Consider the following 17,204-nt stretch of genomic DNA (forward strand, 5'->3'; position numbering starts at 1 on the left):
TGCGTACACCCACTAACCCTGTGGGAGCGAGCCTGCTCGCGAAGGCGCCATTACAGCCAGCGTTGATGTCAGCTGACCCACCGCCTTCGCGAGCAGGCTCCCACAGTAATCCCGGTTGCTCGCAGATTTTGCGTACACCCACCAACCCCTGTGGGAGCGAGCTTGCTCGCGATGGCGTCATTACAGCCAGCATTGATGTTGGCTGATACACCGCTTTCGCGAGCAAGCCCGCTCCCACAGGGATCTACACCGCTCCGAAAATCTCCATCAGCTCGTTGAGGAACGCACTCACCAGATCCTTCTGACGAGATGAATGCCGCACCGCCGCATGAAAGCTCACCTCATAACGCAGCAGATCCGGGTTCAGCGGGTGCAATTGCCCCAGCTGTTCATGCCGGGTCGCGTAGTGCTGTGGCAGAAACCCCAGGTGCTGGCCGGACAGGATCAGCAGGGCGGCGCCGTCCATGCTGTCGGTGAGCACGGTCAGGCGTTCGAGGGAGGTGGGGGCCGGCATCTCCGGCAGCGGATGGCTCGGCCAGACCCAGTCAAAGCCGCTGACATCTTCGCGGGTCAGTGCGCCGACCTTGCCGAACAGCGGATGCGAGGGGGCGCAGTAGGCAATCTGGGTTTCCGGGAACAGCGGGAAATAATCGATGCTGGGCAAGCGGTGCCAGAAGTAACCAATGGCCAGGTCGATATGGCCGTTGATGATTTTCTCTTCCAGCAGGGACGACGACAGCTCGGTGAAATGGAAGTACAGCCCCTCGTGCCGAGCCCGCAAACGGGCAATGGCCAGGCCGATTTTCTTGTTCGCCACCGGATCGATTTGCCCCAGCAGGCCGATGTTGATGCTGCCCGAGACTTTGCGGTTGATGTGCTGTACCTCGACCCGGAATCCTTCGGCCGCCGCCAGCAAGCGTCGGGCCGCCTCGATGAACTGCGTGCCTTTGGGCGTGACGGAAAACCCGCCACGCCCGCGTTCGCACAGACGAAAACCGACCCGCGCTTCCAGCGTCGCCAATTGCGCGCTGATCGTCGGTTGCGTGGTGTTGAGGGCGGTTTGCGCCGCCGAGATGCCGCCGGCCTCGACGACGGTCAGAAATACCCGGATCAGACGCAGATCCAGCTCCGTTACAGTTCCCAGCATGGGGGCTCCCGGTTCTCGATTACATAGGCGCTGATCTATGTGAACAGTGTGCCTGCGATATTTTACTGCCCGAACTCACGCCCTACATTGCCGTGAAACCAGCGTCATCGTCAGCTTTTTCTGGAGTTTCACCTGATCTGGACGTCGTAGCGAGCGCTGTAACCACAAAAACAACAAACACCCGCATAGGAACAATCGTATGTCAGGTTCCCCAGTGTCTGCGCGCGCCGCCGAGGCGAGTGGCGGATTGGCCATCGAAGGCCACTCCATCGATTACATTCCGGAAAACGAACGTCACGCCAAACTCGGCAGCCAGGGGCCGTTCTGGTTCCTGGGCAACTTCCACTTCTTCACCATCTCCATCGGCTTTGTCGGCCCGAGCCTCGGCTTGTCCGCACTGTGGACCCTGCTCGCCGGTGCCCTGGGCATCATGTTCGGCACCATTTTCATGGCGTTCCACGGCTCCCAGGGCCCGGAAATGGGCCTGCCGCAGATGATCCAGTCCCGCGCCCAGTTCGGCTATCGCGGGGTGATCCTGGCGTTGATGGCGACCATGTTCGTGTTCGTCGGATTCAACGTGGTGAACATCTCGCTGATCATGAACGGCCTTGAACATGTGTTCGGCATCGACCCGACCATCGTCGCCGTCACCGTGGTGCTGATCGGTGCGCTGTTGTCGATCTACGGCCACGACCTGATGCACAAGGCGTTCAAGTGGGCCTTGCTGGCGACCTTGCCGCTGTACGCCCTGGTGACCATCGCCCTGATGTTCGGTGCGGGTCAGGAAGGCGTCACGCCGGCGACCGATCTGGGCTTCAACTGGGTGGCCTTCGCCACGCTGTTCGCCATCGGTGCCAGCTACAACATTTCCTATGCACCCTACGTGTCCGACTATTCCCGTTACCTGCCGAAAAACACCAGCCGGGTGAAACTGATCGCGGCAGTGTTCATCGGTGCCTCGTTGTCCGGCAGCTGGATGATCGGCCTCGGCGCCTGGCTGGCGCAGCAGTTGAAAGCCGCGGATGCACTGGTGGCGTTGAATCAGGTCGGTTCTTCCATGGTGCCGGGGTTGGGCAATCTGCTGGTGATCGTCTCGGTGGCGGGCTTCCTGCCGATCATCGCGCTCAACACCTACAGCGCCATGCTGACACTGCTGACCGGTGTCGACTCGATCAGGAAAATCACCCCGACACCCCGCGCCCGCGTGCTGTCGATCAGTGTGATCAGCGTGGTTCTGTTGACCTGCGTGCTGTCGATCAAAGGGGACGGCATCGCGCTGTTGAACACCTTCCTGGTGCTGTTGCTGTACTTCCTCGTGCCGTGGACCGCCGTCAACCTGGTGGACTACTTCTTCGTGCGCAAGGGCCGCTATGCGATCCCGCATTTCTTCACGCCGAAGGGCATCTACGGCGCCTGGCAATTTCGCGGCATCGTCTCGTACCTGATCGGCTTCGCCGCGATGGTGCCGTTCTTCTACATCTTCGATGCCGCCGCCGGCAAAGAGGTGTTTGTCGGCCCGCTGGCGCGGGTGCTCGAAGGCGTGGACATTGCCTGGCTGGTGGGCCTGGTGGTGTCGGGGCTGACCTATTACCTGCTCAGCCGCTCGATTGACCTGGCCGCCGAACGCCGGGTGATCGATGCACTGAGCGAGAGCGACATCGTCGCCATGACCCATTCATCTGCGGAGGCAGGGCGTTGAACAACGCAAAAAATACCGTGGTCGCCTGTTGCCAACTGGCACCGAAAATAGGTGACCTGGCCTACAACCGCACGCTCACCGAGCGCGCGATTCGCCAGGCGACGCACCAGGGGGCGCAAGTCGTCGTGCTGCCTGAGCTGGTGCAGAGCGGCTATGTGTTTGCCGACCGCGACGAAGCGCTGAGCCTGGCGGAAACCGTTGACGGTCCGACCTTGCAGTTGTGGCAGGCCCTGGCCCGTGAGCTGAACCTGGTGATCGTCGGCGGCTTCTGCGAACGCCTGCCCGGCGATGAGCTGGCCAACAGCGCGGCGATGATCGACGCCAATGGCCTGCGCGCGGTGTACCGCAAGGCGCACCTGTGGGATGCCGAAAAGGACATCTTCACCGCCGGCGATATGCCGCCTCCGGTGATCGAAACGACGCATGGACGGCTCGGCATGCTGATCTGCTACGACCTGGAATTCCCCGAGTGGGTGCGTCTTGCGGCGCTGGCCGGCGCCGATCTGTTGTGCGCGCCGGTCAACTGGCCCGACGGTCCGCGGCCGCAGACCGAGCGCCCGGCGGAAGTCTTGCGGGTGCAGGCCAATGCCTCGGTGAACCGCATGTTCATCGCCGCATGCGATCGCTATGGCCATGAGCGCGGGGTCGGCTGGGTGCAAGGGTCGGTCATCGTCGATGCCGACGGTTACCCCTTGGCCGGTCCGGCGGAGCAGGGCGGCGAGCAGATCCTGCTGGCGACGCTGAACCTCGCCGAAGCGCGCAACAAGCGCATCAGCGCCCGCAACGACCTGCATCAGGACCGCCGGCCACAGTTGTACGGATTGAACAGCAGTTTGTAACCGTTGATGTCACGGCGAGCTGGACGCCATTCCCGAGCCTATGGCATCGTCGCGGCAACAGACCATGCAGTGAACGGGATCGCAAAAATGGGGGGGGCAAACAAGGTTGACGGCAACAGGTCGCTGGCCACGCTGAAGGCGTTCAATCATTGTGTGTTGCACCTGGGACGGCTGGCACGGGAAAGCGGGGCGTCGCGGTTCATCGCCGATGGCCTGCAAACCTTCGCTCAACTGGTGCCCTTCACCTCTGCGTGGTGGGGCGAAATGTCGCCACCGAGCAACACCAACCCGCAAAGCTGGATGCACGGACGCATCAACCTGCCCGAATCCTTTGTCGCCGAATGGCATCCGGTCGCGGCCAACGACAAATTCTCCCATACCACCTTGAATCAACCCGGCGAGGTGTTGCGCGACAGCGGTTTCAACGACCCCTGCGAAGCGGTCAACGACTTCGCCCGGCGTCACGACCTGTTTCATTTGATGTGCATCACCTTCGAGCTGCCGGAAAGCGGCTTGATGTTCTTCGTCTGCCTCTACCGTGGTGAGCATGAGCAGGCCTTCAATGAAACGGAAGGCGAGCTGTTTTCGGCTTACTGCGAACACCTGTTCCAGCTGTGGCGGTTTCAGGTGCAGGACATGATCCGCTTCGACACCGACAATGGCGCGAGCGACTCCGGGATCGCGCGCATGGACGGCAGTCTGCTCTATGTCGGCGCCCGGTTGTGTGCCGCGATTCAGCGCGAACTGCCCGGCTGGAGCGGTTCGACACTGCCGGTCGACGTCATTGCGCAATTGTCCAAAGCTCCCTGTGTGATCCGTCTGGGCCGCTGCGCCCTGACCCTCAGCCCCAACGCCGAGCACGTCATCCTGTCCCTCGATGCGCCCTCGGGCGGAGACGGCCTGGCACCACGGGAACGCAGCGCAGCGATGCTGTTCGCCGCCGGCCATTCCTACAAAGAGATCGCCAAACTCCTCGCCCTGAGCCCCGCGACCGTGCGCACCTATCTGCGTAACTGCTACTTGCAGCTCGGTGTGAAAAGCAAGGTGGAACTGGGCTCGGTCCTGCGCTCGCCGGGCGCGCTGACGGAGTCCGTGCGCCGGGATTAATCCCAGCCGTTTCAATTATTTGCCTGACCCCTCCTCATTTGCAGAGGTCCATTCGAACGCTACGCCCTATAGGGTAGGCCCTGTCTATACAAGGGCTTGTGCAGCCGTTCGGGCCGCTTCAAAACAATAAGAACAGGGGTGAGGCATTTGAGACTTTCCAGGCTTTTTGTCGCCATTGCGGCGACCACGACATTCTCCGGCATGGCGTTGGCGGCGACACCCGCCGACACGGTCATGCGCAATGGCTACGTCTACACGGTCGATGGCCAGAATTCCGTGCAGCAGGCCATCGCCATTTCGGGCGGCAAGATCGTCTACGTCGGCAGCGATGCCGGGGTCGATGGCTACATCGGCAAGCAGACACAACTGATCGACCTGGCCGGGCGCATGCTGATGCCGGGCTTCGTCGATGCGCACATGCACCCGGGGGATGGCGGTCGCGCCATGACCTTGTGCGACCTGAAATACCAGACCATGACCCGCGCGCAGTTTCAGGCGAGCATCCAGGCCTGTCTCGATGCCGAGAAGGACAAGGGACCGGATGTCTGGCTGGAAGTCGGCAGCTGGGACCGCATGGGCATGACCGGGCTTGACGGCGACGCCGACAAATCGACCCTGGACGCGCTCAAGACCCGGCGTCCGATCCAGGTGCGCTCCACCGATTTTCACACCGTGCTGACCAACTCTCGCGGCCTGGAACTGGCCGGGATCAACAAGAACACCCCCGACCCCGAAGACGGCAAGTACCGACGTGACAGCGCCGGCAATCCGAACGGCATCTGCGAGGACGGCGCCGCCGAGTCGTTGGCTGCCATGGTGCCGCCCGCCACTGATGCAGAAAAACTCAACCAGACCCGTGCGGCCCTCGACGCCATGCGCCAACAGGGCATCACCAGCTTCTTCGATGCCCTGTCGGGACCGGAAAGCTCCAAGGCCTTCACCAACCTGCAAAAGTCCGGCGAACTGACCGCCCGGGCCTTGCTGGCGATCAAGCTGGACCCGGCCGCCGCTGCCGCCGACCCGGTCAAAACCATCGCCGAGGCCAAGGCCCTGGCCAACACCTACGACCAGGGCGAAGTGCATGTCGCGCCGGGCGTGAACATGCGCCACGTCAAACTGTTCATGGACGGCATCATCAATGCCCCGGCGGACACCGGCGCCCTGTTGACCCCGTATCTGCACAACAGCGGCACCGAACAGGCGCCGAAGTGGACGCCGGGCAAGAACCTGGGCGAATTGTACTTCCCGCCGCAGGTGCTCAATCCGCTGTTGCTGCAAGCGGTCAAGGCCGGTTTCGATCCGCACCTGCACGCCACCGGCGAGCGCGCGGTGCGCGATGCACTGGACAGCGTCGCCTACGTGCGCAAGGAACTGCCCGGTCAGGACTTGCGCCCGGCCATCGCCCACGCCGAGTCGGTCGATCCTGCCGACTACCCACGCTTCAAGGCACTGGACGTCACGGCCACCATGTCGTTCCAGTGGGCGCAGCAGGCACCGTCCACGGTCGACGGCACCAGCGATCACCTCGGCGCCGAGCGATTCGAACGCATGGAGCCCTCGGGCAGCATCGCCCATGCCGGTGGCCGTGTGGCGTTTGGCAGCGACTGGCCGGTCGATCCCCTCGATGAGTTCCTGGCGCTGAAAGTCGGTGTTACCCGCTCCGGCGACCCCACCAATCCGCATAGCTATGGACCCAAGTATGCCGGGCGACTCAACAACGATCCGGCTATGTCGCGAGCCGAAGTGCTGCGCAGCATCACCCTCAATGCCGCCCAACAGCTGAAGCTGGATGCGGTGCTGGGCTCGGTCGAAGTCGGCAAGTTCGCTGACCTGATCGTGCTCGACAAGAACTTCATGCAGGTGCCCGAGGAGGCGCTGGGCCGCAATGGCGTGCTGCTGACGCTGGTCGGCGGCAAGGTCGTGTGGGCCAAGGCGCCGTTCCCGGGGCTTGCGCCAAACGTGGTTTCCCAGGCTGTTACTTCCCGATCCGCCCAATAAAAACTAGAGAGCGTTCCGATGCGATTGATTCCAAACCTGTTGGCCGCCGCACTGGCCTTGTCGTCGGTGCAGGCGATGGCCGCCGCTGACCTGGTGTTGTTCAACGGCAAGGTCTTTACCGCCGAACCCGGCCAGGCGCTGGTGCAGGCTGTTGCGGTGCAAGACGGCAAGATTCTGAAAGTCGGCAGTGATGCCGAAATCAACGCCCTGGCCGATGCCAAGACCCAGCGCATCGACCTGGCGGGCAAGGTGTTGATGCCAGGCATGATCGACACCCACAGCCACCCGGTGGTGGGGGCGTTCGACAGCATGAAGGCCAACCTGCTGGACGAAGTCAAACCGCTGCCCGAACTGGAGCAGTGGCTGATCGAAGAGGACAAGGCCGGGCGTGCCCGGGCTGGCGATGTGATCAGCGTCGCCGGGGTCAGTTCGGCCTATTGGGAAAAAAGCCGTGAACTGGGCAAGGTGTTCAATCAGGGGCGCTGGGCCGATCAGCCTGTCGTCTTCAGCGGCATCGACGGCCACACCGGTTGGGCCAACAACGCGATGCTCAAGCGTCTGAACATCGACGCGGCACTGGTCAAGAGCCTGCCGGAGAAAGAGCGCGGTTACGTCGGCCATGAAGCGGACTTCACCCCTAATGGCTACTTTGCCGAATCCCGTTGGGACGTGGTGCGCAACGGTATTCCGGCGCCCACCCCGGAGGCCATGCTCAAGGCCGCTCGCAAGGCGGTGAAGATCAACAATCAATTCGGCGTCACCGCCTGGATGGACGCGGCGGCGAACGGCGGTAGCGAAGATTCGATGTTCGATTTCCATGCCACCGCCGAAAGCGTCGGCGTACTGCCGCTGTACAAGGAACTGGCGCAGAACGGCGAACTCAGCGCCCACGTCGCCGCGCTGATGGTCACCAACCCGAAGAGCAAACCCGCCGACCTGGAAGTGATCGCCACAGTGATGAAGCAGTTCGAGGGCGTGCCTAACCTGACGTTCCCCGGCATCAAGGTCTTTGTCGACGGCATCCTCGAGTTCCCGGGGCAGACCGCAGCGGTCATCGTGCCGTTCAAGAACAGCCATAAAAATGGTCAGTTGCTGACCGACCCGGCGCACTTCGGTGAACTGGTGGTGGCGGCGGAAAAACGCGGCTGGATCGTGCACATGCACGCCGTCGGCGACCGCGCGGTGCGTGAAGCGCTCAATGGCGTGGCCTATGCGCGCAAGCTCAGCCCGAAGCCAGTGCCGCACAGCGTCGCGCACCTGCAACTGGTCAATCCCAAGGAGTTTCCGCGCTTCAAGCAACTGGGCGTGATCGCCTCGATGCAACTGCTGTGGGCCACCGGCGAGTCCTACACCGTCGAACTGGTCAAACCTTACATCAGTGCCTTTGCCTACGGTTACCAGTATCCCGCGCGGTCCCTGCATGACGCCGGTGCAACGATTGCCGGTGGCAGCGACTGGCCGGTGTCGAGCGCCAATCCGTTCAACGCCATTGCCCAGGCCAGCACGCGCAAAGGACCGTTGGGCGTACTCAATGCCAAGGAAAGCATCGACCGCCAGACCATGTTCTATGCCTACACCCTCAATGCCGCGAAAACCCTGGGTCTGGACAAGCAGATCGGCTCGCTGGCACCGGGCAAGCAGGCTGACCTGATCATTCTCGACCGCGATGTGTTCAAGGTCAGCGATGACGACCTGTTCGAAACCAAGGTCCTGAACACCTTCTTCGCCGGCAAGCAGGTCTACGCCCCCGCGTCCTGACCTGCGAACACCCGACACACGCAAAAACCGCCAGCCCCTCGTAGCGCGAGGGGCCTGGCATCGCCATGCCTGAAATTCCCCGTACGCCATAACAACAAGAGAACTGTATGAACGCACTTTCAGCATTGACCCTCGCCGCACTGGCATTGGCCCCCCTGAGCAGCCACGCCCTGGCCCTCAACGATGACTTCAGCCTTGACATGACCCTGGGCGTGGTCAGCGACTACCGTACCCGTGGCATCTCGCAAACCCTGGGGGATCCGGCCGTGCAGGGCGGGGCAACGCTGCTGCACAGCAGTGGCCTGTACATCGGCGCCTGGACCTCCAACGTGGATTTCGGTGGCGACTTCGATACCCGGCAGGAGCTGGAGTACTACGCGGGTTACTTCTGGCAGGCGACCGAGGCCATCAGCCTGGACCTGGGCTACATCAAGTACGACTACCCGAAAAACTCCGAATTCAACCTCAGTGAGGTGTACGCCATTGTCGATGTGTATGGCGTCAAGCTCGGTGCCTATTACTCAAAGGACACACCGAACTTCTTCGGCGAGGACCAGGACACCCTTTACACCTACCTGGGCTACAAAATCGATCTGCCGGCTGAAGTCGGCCTGGACCTGCGCTTTGGACGCAACGATGTGAAAGACCCCGCGTTCTGGTCCGCCAGTGGTGATAACCGCGAGTCTTACTACGAGTGGGAGGCCAAGCTGACACGCGACTTCGTCGGCGTGACCTGGGGCCTGAGCTACGTCGACACGGACTTGTCGAAAAGCGAGTGCAGCAGTTGGTATGGCTATGACGACCTGTGTTCGGCCACGGTCGTTGCCAGCGCCACCAAGACTTTTTAAGTACACCCCCGACAACAAAAACAGTTCCTCAAAGGAAACACCGTCATGAGTGCGCAACGCAGTCCCCTGATCGAGACCCGCTCGATCGATTTCATTCCTGAGGCTGAGCGTCACGGCAGCCTCTACAGCCAGTTCACCCTGTGGCTTGGCGCCAACCTGCAAATCACCGCCATCGTCACCGGTGCCCTGGCCGTGGTACTGGGCGGCGATGTGTTCTGGTCGCTGATCGGCCTGCTGATCGGACAGGTGCTCGGCGGCGCCGTGGTGGCGCTGCACGCGGCGCAAGGGCCGAAGCTCGGGCTGCCGCAGATGATTTCCAGCCGCGTGCAGTTCGGGGTGTATGGCGCGGCGATCCCGATTGTCCTGGTGTGCCTGATGTACCTCGGTTTCAGCGCCACCGGCGCGGTGCTGTCGGGGCAGGCGATTGCGCAGTTGATCAGTGTCAGCGACAGCGCCGGCATCCTGATTTTCGCGGCGTGCATCGCGTTCCTGACGATCTTCGGCTATCGGGTGATTCACCTGGTCGGGCGGGTGACCAGCGTGCTGGGCATCATCGCCTTCGCCTACCTGTTCACCCGGTTGATGACCCTCAACGACATCGGCCTGCTGCTCGACAACCGTCATTTCAGCTGGAGCACGTTCCTGCTGGCGGTGTCGCTCTCGGCGTCCTGGCAGATCGCTTTCGGCCCTTATGTGGCGGACTACTCGCGCTACCTGCCGAGCAAGACGTCGTCGTGGAAAACCTTCGCCGCTGTCGGTCTCGGTACGGTGCTGGGGGCTCAGGCTTCGATGGTGCTCGGGGTGTTCGCCGCCGCACTGGCCGGGGCGAATTTCCGTGGGCACGAAGTGGCGACCATTGTCGGTCTGGGCAGTAGCGGTGTGATCGCGTCCTTGCTGTACCTGAGCATTGTGTTCGGCAAGGTCACGGTGTCCACCCTCAACGCCTACGGCAGCTTCATGTGCATTGCCACCATCATCAGTGGCTTCCGTCGCCGCCTGGAAATCAGCGCCCGCCAGCGCATGCTGTTTGTGCTGCTGATCGTCGCGGCGTCCACCGCACTGGCGTTGGCGGGGCAGTACTCGTTCCTCAACTCGTTCAAGTACTTCATCCTGTTCCTGCTGACGTTCTTCACCCCGTGGAGCGCGATCAACCTGGTGGACTACTACTTCATCAACAAGGAACGCTACGACATCCCGGCGCTGTCCGACCCGAACGGCCGCTACGGTCGCTGGAACGTGCTCGGGATCAGCGTGTACGTGATCGGCGTGTTGATCCAGCTGCCCTTTGTCGACACCCATTTCTACTCCGGGCCGATGGTTGCGCAACTGGGCGGCGTGGACATTTCCTGGATCGTCGGCTTGTTGGTGCCGGGTGTGATCTATTACGCGCTGGCCAAGCCGTCGATGAGTGCTGTGGTGGCTGACCGGGTTTAACACCCGCTTTTGTGGCGAGGGGGCTTGCCCCCGTTGGACTGCGCAGCAGTCCCATCTTTTGGGGCCGCTTCGCAGCCCAACGGGGGCAAGCCCCCTCGCCACAGGGTTCGGCGTTTACTGGCGTTCGGGAAGTTTCCAACGCTCACGCAACTGCTCGTACTGCGCTTCAGGCAGTTGCACCAGCACCGGGGATTTGCCAGGGTCCAGCCAATCCAGCAGCCGCGCAATATCCGCCGGGTCCATGGCCGTACAGCCACGGGTCGGCGCCGTGGGGCCGCGCCAGATGTGGAAGAAAATGCACGAGCCGGCAGCGGGAGAGGCCGGGGTGTTGTGCTGGATGAAAATGCCCTGGCGGTATAAGTCATCGTTGCGGCGCATGCGTTCGGAACTGCTCCAGTCCTTGGCGACCAGCGTGCCGTCGACCAGTTCGTTGTAGCGAGTCGATTGGCTGTCATCCACGCATTCTATGCTCGGTGTCAGCGACAGATAGGGCAGGCGGGTATCGGCCGAAGGCGCGTAGCCAAACGCCGTGCCCAGCTTGAACATGCCAGCTGGCGCCTTGCCATCGCCTTCCTGTTTGACCGGTCCTTCAGGTGGCCCGCTGTCGAGCAGCCCCTTGCCCCAGCCCATGCCGTTCTTGCCGAGAACGACGGCAAAGGGCGCTTCGAATTTGCGTAAGGTCTGCCCGTGCCGTTCATAGCGCTGGGCAGTACCCTGGATGTCATTCCAGCCTTTACTGGTGACCACGATCAGTTGGTCGCTGCCGTCGAGTCCCTGGGCCATGGCGGCCAGCGGAAAAAACGCCATCAACAGGGCCTTGAGCAGAATGTTCATGGTGCAAGCGGCGTGATGGGGAAGTCCATGACGTCCGGCTTCGGCGGATTGCCGCTGTACGTGAAGTGCCACCACTCGGCCGAATAGCCCACAAAGCCTTCCTTGGCCATGGCATCGGTCAGTCGCTGGCGATTGGCCTTGGCCGTGGCGTTGATCAGCGCCGAGTCGGTGTGCGCGCGCTCATCGAAGCAATCGAAACCGGTGCCCATGTCGAGCGCGCCGTCGTGCCAGCGCTCGCCGTAAGGTGCCGTGCAATCCACCGGTTTCACCGAAGGCGTCCAGGTGTCGGCGGGGAGGGCGTCGGGGCCGGTCATCGTCAGGTCGACGGTGTTGCCCCGGGAGTGATTGGACACCCGGGCCACGTAACCCAGGCGCCAGAAGTCCTGCTTGTCGACCCGTGGATAGAACTCGGTCTTGAGCGGGTCGCCGGGTTCGCTGGCGAAGCGGCCCATGTCCGCCACCGCGCGGGTCGGGCGATAGCAGTCGAACACTTTCAAGCCGTAGCCTTCGGCTTTCAGTGAGCTTTGCACCCGGGCCAGGGCCTTCGCAGCGTCCTGCGACAGCAGGCACTGCGCCGCCTGGTAACCGTCGAGCGGGTGCCCGGTGAAATTGTGCGCGCTGGCATAGCGGATGTCCTGCTCGATGCCCGGGTCGACGCTGCGCACATACACCATGTGCCCGGGTTTCGAGTCGTCGGCCATGCACGGCAGGGCAAGGCTCAGGCACAGCAACAACAGACAGGGTGAACGCGGCATCGGGAACGGCTCCATGCATGACCAGTCACTCCATCATGGCTGGAAACCGCCGGCACCTCCATGAAGTTGTTGATCGGCGTGATAGGACGAACGCACCAGCGGCCCGGACGCCACGTTCTTGAAGCCCATGCGCGTGCCTTTCTCGGCGAACCAGGCAAAGGTGTCCGGGTGCACGAAGCGCTGCACCGGCAGGTGACTGCGCGAGGGCTGCAGGTACTGGCCGAGGGTCAGCATGTCGATGTCGTGCTCGCGCATGCGTTGCATGACTTCGATGACTTCCTCGTCGGTTTCGCCCAGGCCCAGCATCAGGCCGGATTTGGTCGGTACGTGGGGCACGGCGAGCTTGAATTTCTGCAGCAGGTCCAGCGACCACTCGAAGTCTGAGCCGGGGCGCGCGGCCTTGTACAGGCGCGGTACGGTTTCCAGGTTGTGGTTGAACACATTCGGCGGCTCAGTGGCGGTGATCGCCAGGGCCACGTCCATGCGTCCGCGATAGTCCGGCACCAGGGTCTCCAGCTGCACGCCGGGGGACAGCTTGCGGATCTCGCGCAGGCAATCGACAAAGTGCTGGGCGCCGCCGTCACGCAAATCGTCGCGATCCACCGAGGTGATCACCACGTACTTCAGGCGCAGTTCGGCGATGGCCACGGCCAGGTTCATCGGCTCGTTGACGTCCAGCGGCCTGGGCCGGCCATGGCCGACATCGCAGAACGGACAGCGCCGGGTGCAGATGTCGCCCATGATCATGAAGGTCGCGGTGCCACCGGAAAAACACTCGCCAAGGTTGGGGCACGAGGCTTCTTCGCAGACGCTGTGCAGCTTGTGCTTGCGCAGCAGTTGCTTGATCCGCTCGACCTCAGGTGAGATCGGCATGCGCACGCGAATCCAGTCGGGTTTGCGCGGGAATTCATCCGTGGGAATGATCTTCACCGGAATCCGCGCGACCTTTTCGGCGCCGCGCAGCTTGGTGCCGACCTCCACCTTGGCCGGGCTGTTGCAGGTCGATTCGACAATGGCGTTCATGGTGTTTTCCTTGTGCAGCAGGGTACTGAACCTGTGGGAGACCCTGTGGGAGCGAGCTTGCTCGCGATGAGGCCATTACATTCAGCATTAATGTTGAATGAAAGTCCGCCATCGCGAGCAAGCTCGCTCCCACAGGTTTTTTCCCACAGGGTTTTGTGTTGTGTGCTTAGTCGCGGTAAACCGGGAAGTCCGCACACAGGGCCGCCGCCTGGCGGGCGACATTGGCTTCGATGTCGGCATCGCCCAAGTGATCGAGGATGTCGCAGATCCACCCGGCCAGGGCGATGCTTTGCGCTTCCTTGAAGCCACGGCTGGTGATCGCCGGCGTACCGATGCGCAGGCCGGAGGTCACGAAGGGCGATTGCGGATCGTTGGGCACGGCGTTCTTGTTCACGGTGATGCCGGCACGCCCGAGGGCGGCGTCGGCGTCCTTGCCGGTCAGGCCCTGGCGGATCAGGCTGACCAGGAACAGGTGGTTGTCGGTACCGCCGGACACCACGTCATAACCGCGCTCGATAAACACCTGCGCCATGGCCTGGGCGTTGCGGATCACCTGCGCCTGATACGTCTTGAATGCCGGCTCCAGCGCTTCCTTGAAGCACACGGCCTTGGCGGCGATCACGTGCATCAGCGGGCCGCCCTGACCGCCGGGGAACACGGCGGCGTTGAGCTTCTTCTCCAGCTCCTGGTTGGCCTTGGCCAGAATCAGACCGCCTCGGGGGCCGCGCAGGGTCTTGTGCGTGGTGGTGGTGACCACGTCGGCGTAGGGCAGCGGGTTCGGGTACAGACCCGTGGCCACCAGCCCGGCGACGTGAGCCATGTCGACGAAGAAGTAGGCGCCGACCTTGTCCGCAATCTGACGGAAGCGCGGGAAGTCCAGGGTCTTCGAATAGGCCGAGAAGCCGGCGATGATCATCTTCGGCTTGTGCTCCAGTGCCAGACGCTCGACTTCGTCGTAATCGATCAGGCCGGTGGCGGTGTCGATGCCGTACTGCACGGCGTTGTACAGCTTTCCGGAAAAACTCACCTTGGCGCCGTGGGTCAAGTGGCCGCCGTGGGCCAGGCTCATGCCGAGCACGGTGTCGCCCGCTTGCAGCAACGCCAGATAAACCGCGGCGTTGGCCTGGCTGCCGGAGTGCGGCTGGACGTTGGCGTAATCGGCGCCGAACAGTTGTCTGGCGCGGTCGATGGCCAGTTGTTCGACCACATCGACGTGCTCGCAGCCGCCGTAGTAACGCTTGCCCGGATACCCTTCGGCGTACTTGTTGGTCAGGCCGCTGCCCTGGGCCTGCATCACCCGCTGGCTGGTGTAGTTTTCCGAGGCGATCAGTTCGATATGGTGTTCCTGCCGCGCATCCTCGGCATTCATCGCCGCCAGCAGTTCGTCGTCGTAGCCTTTGATCTGGTCGTGTTTGCTGAACATGGTGTGGTCCTTTTTGTGGATTCGTGGGGGCTTCAAGCGTCGGCGTGTTCGGCGGTCAGGCGTGCATAGGCGTCTTGATCCAGCAAATCGCTCAACGCCTCGACATCGACCGGTTTGAAGCGAAAGAACCAGCCTTCGCCCAACGGGTCTTCGTTGACCAGTTCCGGGCTGCTCTCCAGCGTGTCGTTGACCTCGACCACCTCACCGTCCAGCGGCATGCCGATGCTGCTGGCGGCTTTCACCGACTCCAGCACCGACACTTCAGCGCCGGCACCGAAGGCGCCCAGTTCAGGCACCTGAACGAACACCACATCCCCCAGCGCCTGCTGGGCAAACGCCGTGATGCCGACGGTGACCAGGCCATTGCTCTCAAGGCGCAACCATTCGTGATCGACGGTAAAACGCAATTGGCTCATCTCAACTCCTTATTGTTTTAAGGCTCGTGGCGGGGCGACGAGCGGGGTTGGAGAAGTGATAGCAAGGGCGGTGCCAAGGTTTATTAGTTGTTTTAAATCAATGGCTTGAAGTGATTTTATTAAGCGTGAGAGATTTCATCTGTATTGAAATCAATACAGGCAAACAAGGCAGTGGGCGCAGACGCCGTAATTGCGGGTGGGAAAGGTTTTGTCTTGATTTCGCTACGCTGTATCGATTTGCGAACGACGATCTTGCGCACGGCTTAGTCCCCTGTGGGAGCGAGCTTGCTCGCGATAGCGGCATGACAGTCACATTGATATTGACTGACACTCCCTCATCGCGAGCAAGCTCGCTCCCACAGGGGAATGTGTTGTCGGTGACAATGTGTTCTGACAGATAACTCAGGGTTTGGCGGGAATCCCGTACTTGCGCAGGCGAGTCGCGATCGCGCTATGGGAGGTCTGCAACCGCGCAGCGAGCAACCGACTGGACGGATAACTGCGATAAAGCTGTTCCAGCAGGTTCTTTTCAAAGTCGCCAACCGCTTCTTCCAGGCTGCCCACTTCACCGTCGTTTTGCCGCTCGACGGCGGTGCGGGCGATGTCGAGGTCGTCGATGTCCACCAAAGGATTTTCGCAGATCGCCGCCGCGCGAAAGATCACGTTTTGCAGTTGTCGCACGTTGCCCGGCCAGCGGTTGCCGAGCAGGGCACTGAAGGTGCTCGGCGCCAAGCGACAGGCCGGTCGCTGGATCTGCGCGCAGGCCTGTTGCATGAAGTGATTGGCCATCAGCAGGATGTCATGACCGCGCTCGCGCAGCGGCGGCACTTGCAGGTTGAGCACGTTGAGGCGGTAGAACAGGTCTTCGCGGAAACGTCCTTCGGCGACCATTTTTTCCAGGTCGCGATGGGTCGCGCTGAGCACCCGCACATTGACCCGTACTTCCTTGTCGCCACCTACCCGACGGAAGCAGCCATCGCTCAAGAAACGCAGCAACTTGGCTTGCAGGTAAGGCGACATTTCCCCCACTTCATCGAGGAATACCGTGCCCTGGTCCGCCAGTTCCAGCAGGCCGAGCTTGCCGCCCCGTTGCGCGCCGGTGAAGGCGCCGGGGGCGTAGCCGAACAGCTCGCTTTCAGCGAGGCTTTCCGGCAGTGCCGCGCAGTTCAGGGCCAGGAATGGCGCGTCGTGACGCGGGCTGATGGCATGGCAGGCACGGGCCACCAGCTCCTTGCCGGTGCCGGTTTCACCCTGGATCAACAGTGGCGCATCCAATGCCGCGACCCGTTGCGCGCGGGCCTTGAGCGCACGGATCGGCGGCGATTCGCCGAGCAGCGCATCGAAGCCTTCGGCATGGTCGTGGTGCAGCGCCGACAGGCGTTCGCCGATGCGATTGGGTTGATACAGGGTGAGCAGGGCGCCGGCGTCGGTGATCGGCATCGCGTCGAGGAGCAAGGTCTGGCCGCCGAGACTGACCTCGTGCATCGGCAGGCGGAAATGATGGGCGATCAGGGTGCGCTGCAAATCGGCATCGTCGAACAGGGCGGTCAGCGACTCACCAGCCGGTTCGCGACCGCACAGGGCGATCAGCGCCGGGTTGGCCAGCAGCACATGACCACGGTCATCCACCGCCAGCACCGGGTCGGAACTGGCGGCCAGCAAGGCGTCCAGTTGCAGGCGCCGGCGTTGCCCCGGAAGGATGTCGACCATGGTCACGGCCTGCACACCGCGCACATCGAAAAGGGCTTCGCGCAGCTCTTCGAGCACCTCGGTGCCGAGGGTCGGCGCATCGATGTAGACGTTCGGCGGGACCATCTCCACGGCGTCCAGGTTGAAACTGCGTCCACCGAGCAGGGCCAGCACTTCCTGGGTAATGCCGACGCGGTCGATGAAGGTGACGTGGATGCGCATGACGGGCCTGCA

Annotated in this window: 14 protein-coding genes; 7 read left to right on the forward strand and 7 right to left on the reverse strand. The window is 62.4% G+C overall.

Going from position 1 to position 17,204, the window contains the following annotated elements; translation table 11 throughout:
* Positions 1-244: 244 nt before the first annotated feature.
* Complete coding sequence (locus tag Q8X48_RS21415; RefSeq protein ID WP_407801425.1) at positions 245-1,147, reverse strand: LysR family transcriptional regulator; 903 nt, start codon at positions 1,145-1,147, stop codon at positions 245-247.
* Between the two features lie 199 nt (positions 1,148-1,346).
* On the opposite strand from Q8X48_RS21415, the gene Q8X48_RS21420 reads away from it, so the two are divergent.
* The 7 genes from Q8X48_RS21420 to Q8X48_RS21450 all read left to right on the forward strand — a co-directional run bounded on the left by Q8X48_RS21420 (position 1,347) and on the right by Q8X48_RS21450 (position 10,830).
* Complete coding sequence (locus tag Q8X48_RS21420) at positions 1,347-2,846, forward strand: purine-cytosine permease family protein (RefSeq protein ID WP_407801426.1); 1,500 nt, start codon at positions 1,347-1,349, stop codon at positions 2,844-2,846.
* A complete protein-coding gene (locus Q8X48_RS21425) occupies positions 2,843-3,685 on the forward strand; it encodes a nitrilase-related carbon-nitrogen hydrolase (RefSeq protein ID WP_407801427.1) in 843 nt (280 codons plus the stop codon). Before Q8X48_RS21420 ends, Q8X48_RS21425 begins: the two co-directional genes overlap by 4 nt.
* An 87-nt stretch (positions 3,686-3,772) precedes the next feature.
* Positions 3,773-4,792: a helix-turn-helix transcriptional regulator gene (locus Q8X48_RS21430; protein WP_407801428.1), complete on the forward strand. Its 1,020-nt coding sequence runs from the start codon at positions 3,773-3,775 to the stop codon at positions 4,790-4,792.
* Positions 4,793-4,993: 201 nt separating this feature from the next.
* Positions 4,994-6,790: an amidohydrolase gene (locus Q8X48_RS21435; protein WP_407801531.1), complete on the forward strand. Its 1,797-nt coding sequence runs from the start codon at positions 4,994-4,996 to the stop codon at positions 6,788-6,790.
* Between the two features lie 18 nt (positions 6,791-6,808).
* Positions 6,809-8,548, forward strand: a complete 1,740-nt coding sequence (locus Q8X48_RS21440) for an amidohydrolase (protein WP_407801429.1) — start codon at positions 6,809-6,811, stop codon at positions 8,546-8,548.
* 107 nt (positions 8,549-8,655) lie between these two features.
* Positions 8,656-9,396: a TorF family putative porin gene (locus Q8X48_RS21445; protein ID WP_407801430.1), complete on the forward strand. Its 741-nt coding sequence runs from the start codon at positions 8,656-8,658 to the stop codon at positions 9,394-9,396.
* A 45-nt stretch (positions 9,397-9,441) separates the two neighbouring features.
* Positions 9,442-10,830: a purine-cytosine permease family protein gene (locus tag Q8X48_RS21450; RefSeq protein WP_407801431.1), complete on the forward strand. Its 1,389-nt coding sequence runs from the start codon at positions 9,442-9,444 to the stop codon at positions 10,828-10,830.
* A 114-nt stretch (positions 10,831-10,944) separates the two neighbouring features.
* Here Q8X48_RS21450 and Q8X48_RS21455 read toward each other — a convergent pair whose 3' ends face one another.
* From Q8X48_RS21455 to Q8X48_RS21480, 6 genes are all read right to left on the reverse strand, one after another.
* Entirely contained in the window at positions 10,945-11,664 is a 720-nt protein-coding gene (locus Q8X48_RS21455; RefSeq protein ID WP_407801432.1) for a L,D-transpeptidase family protein, read from the reverse strand.
* On the reverse strand, positions 11,661-12,419 hold the full coding sequence (locus Q8X48_RS21460) for a M15 family metallopeptidase (RefSeq protein ID WP_407801433.1): 759 nt from the start codon (positions 12,417-12,419) through the stop codon (positions 11,661-11,663). The genes Q8X48_RS21455 and Q8X48_RS21460 overlap by 4 nt, the downstream gene beginning before the upstream one ends.
* A gap of 33 nt (positions 12,420-12,452) precedes the next feature.
* Positions 12,453-13,442 (reverse strand): lipoyl synthase, encoded by a 990-nt coding sequence (gene lipA / locus Q8X48_RS21465; RefSeq protein ID WP_407801434.1) that lies wholly within the window; start codon positions 13,440-13,442, stop codon positions 12,453-12,455.
* Positions 13,443-13,608: 166 nt separating this feature from the next.
* Entirely contained in the window at positions 13,609-14,865 is a 1,257-nt protein-coding gene (gene glyA / locus Q8X48_RS21470) for a serine hydroxymethyltransferase (RefSeq protein WP_407801435.1), read from the reverse strand.
* 32 nt (positions 14,866-14,897) lie between these two features.
* Positions 14,898-15,281 carry a glycine cleavage system protein GcvH gene (gene gcvH, locus Q8X48_RS21475; protein ID WP_015094430.1) on the reverse strand — a complete coding sequence of 128 codons (384 nt, stop codon included), beginning with the start codon at positions 15,279-15,281 and terminating at the stop codon, positions 14,898-14,900.
* A 402-nt stretch (positions 15,282-15,683) separates the two neighbouring features.
* The gene (locus tag Q8X48_RS21480) at positions 15,684-17,192 is read right to left on the reverse strand and encodes a sigma-54-dependent transcriptional regulator (protein ID WP_407801436.1); all 1,509 of its coding nucleotides are present in this window, start codon (positions 17,190-17,192) and stop codon (positions 15,684-15,686) included.
* Positions 17,193-17,204 lie beyond the last annotated feature (12 nt).

Origin of the sequence: Pseudomonas sp. QLc11A (assembly GCF_052112305.1) — a bacterium.
Lineage (GTDB): Bacteria > Pseudomonadota > Gammaproteobacteria > Pseudomonadales > Pseudomonadaceae > Aquipseudomonas > Aquipseudomonas laurylsulfatiphila.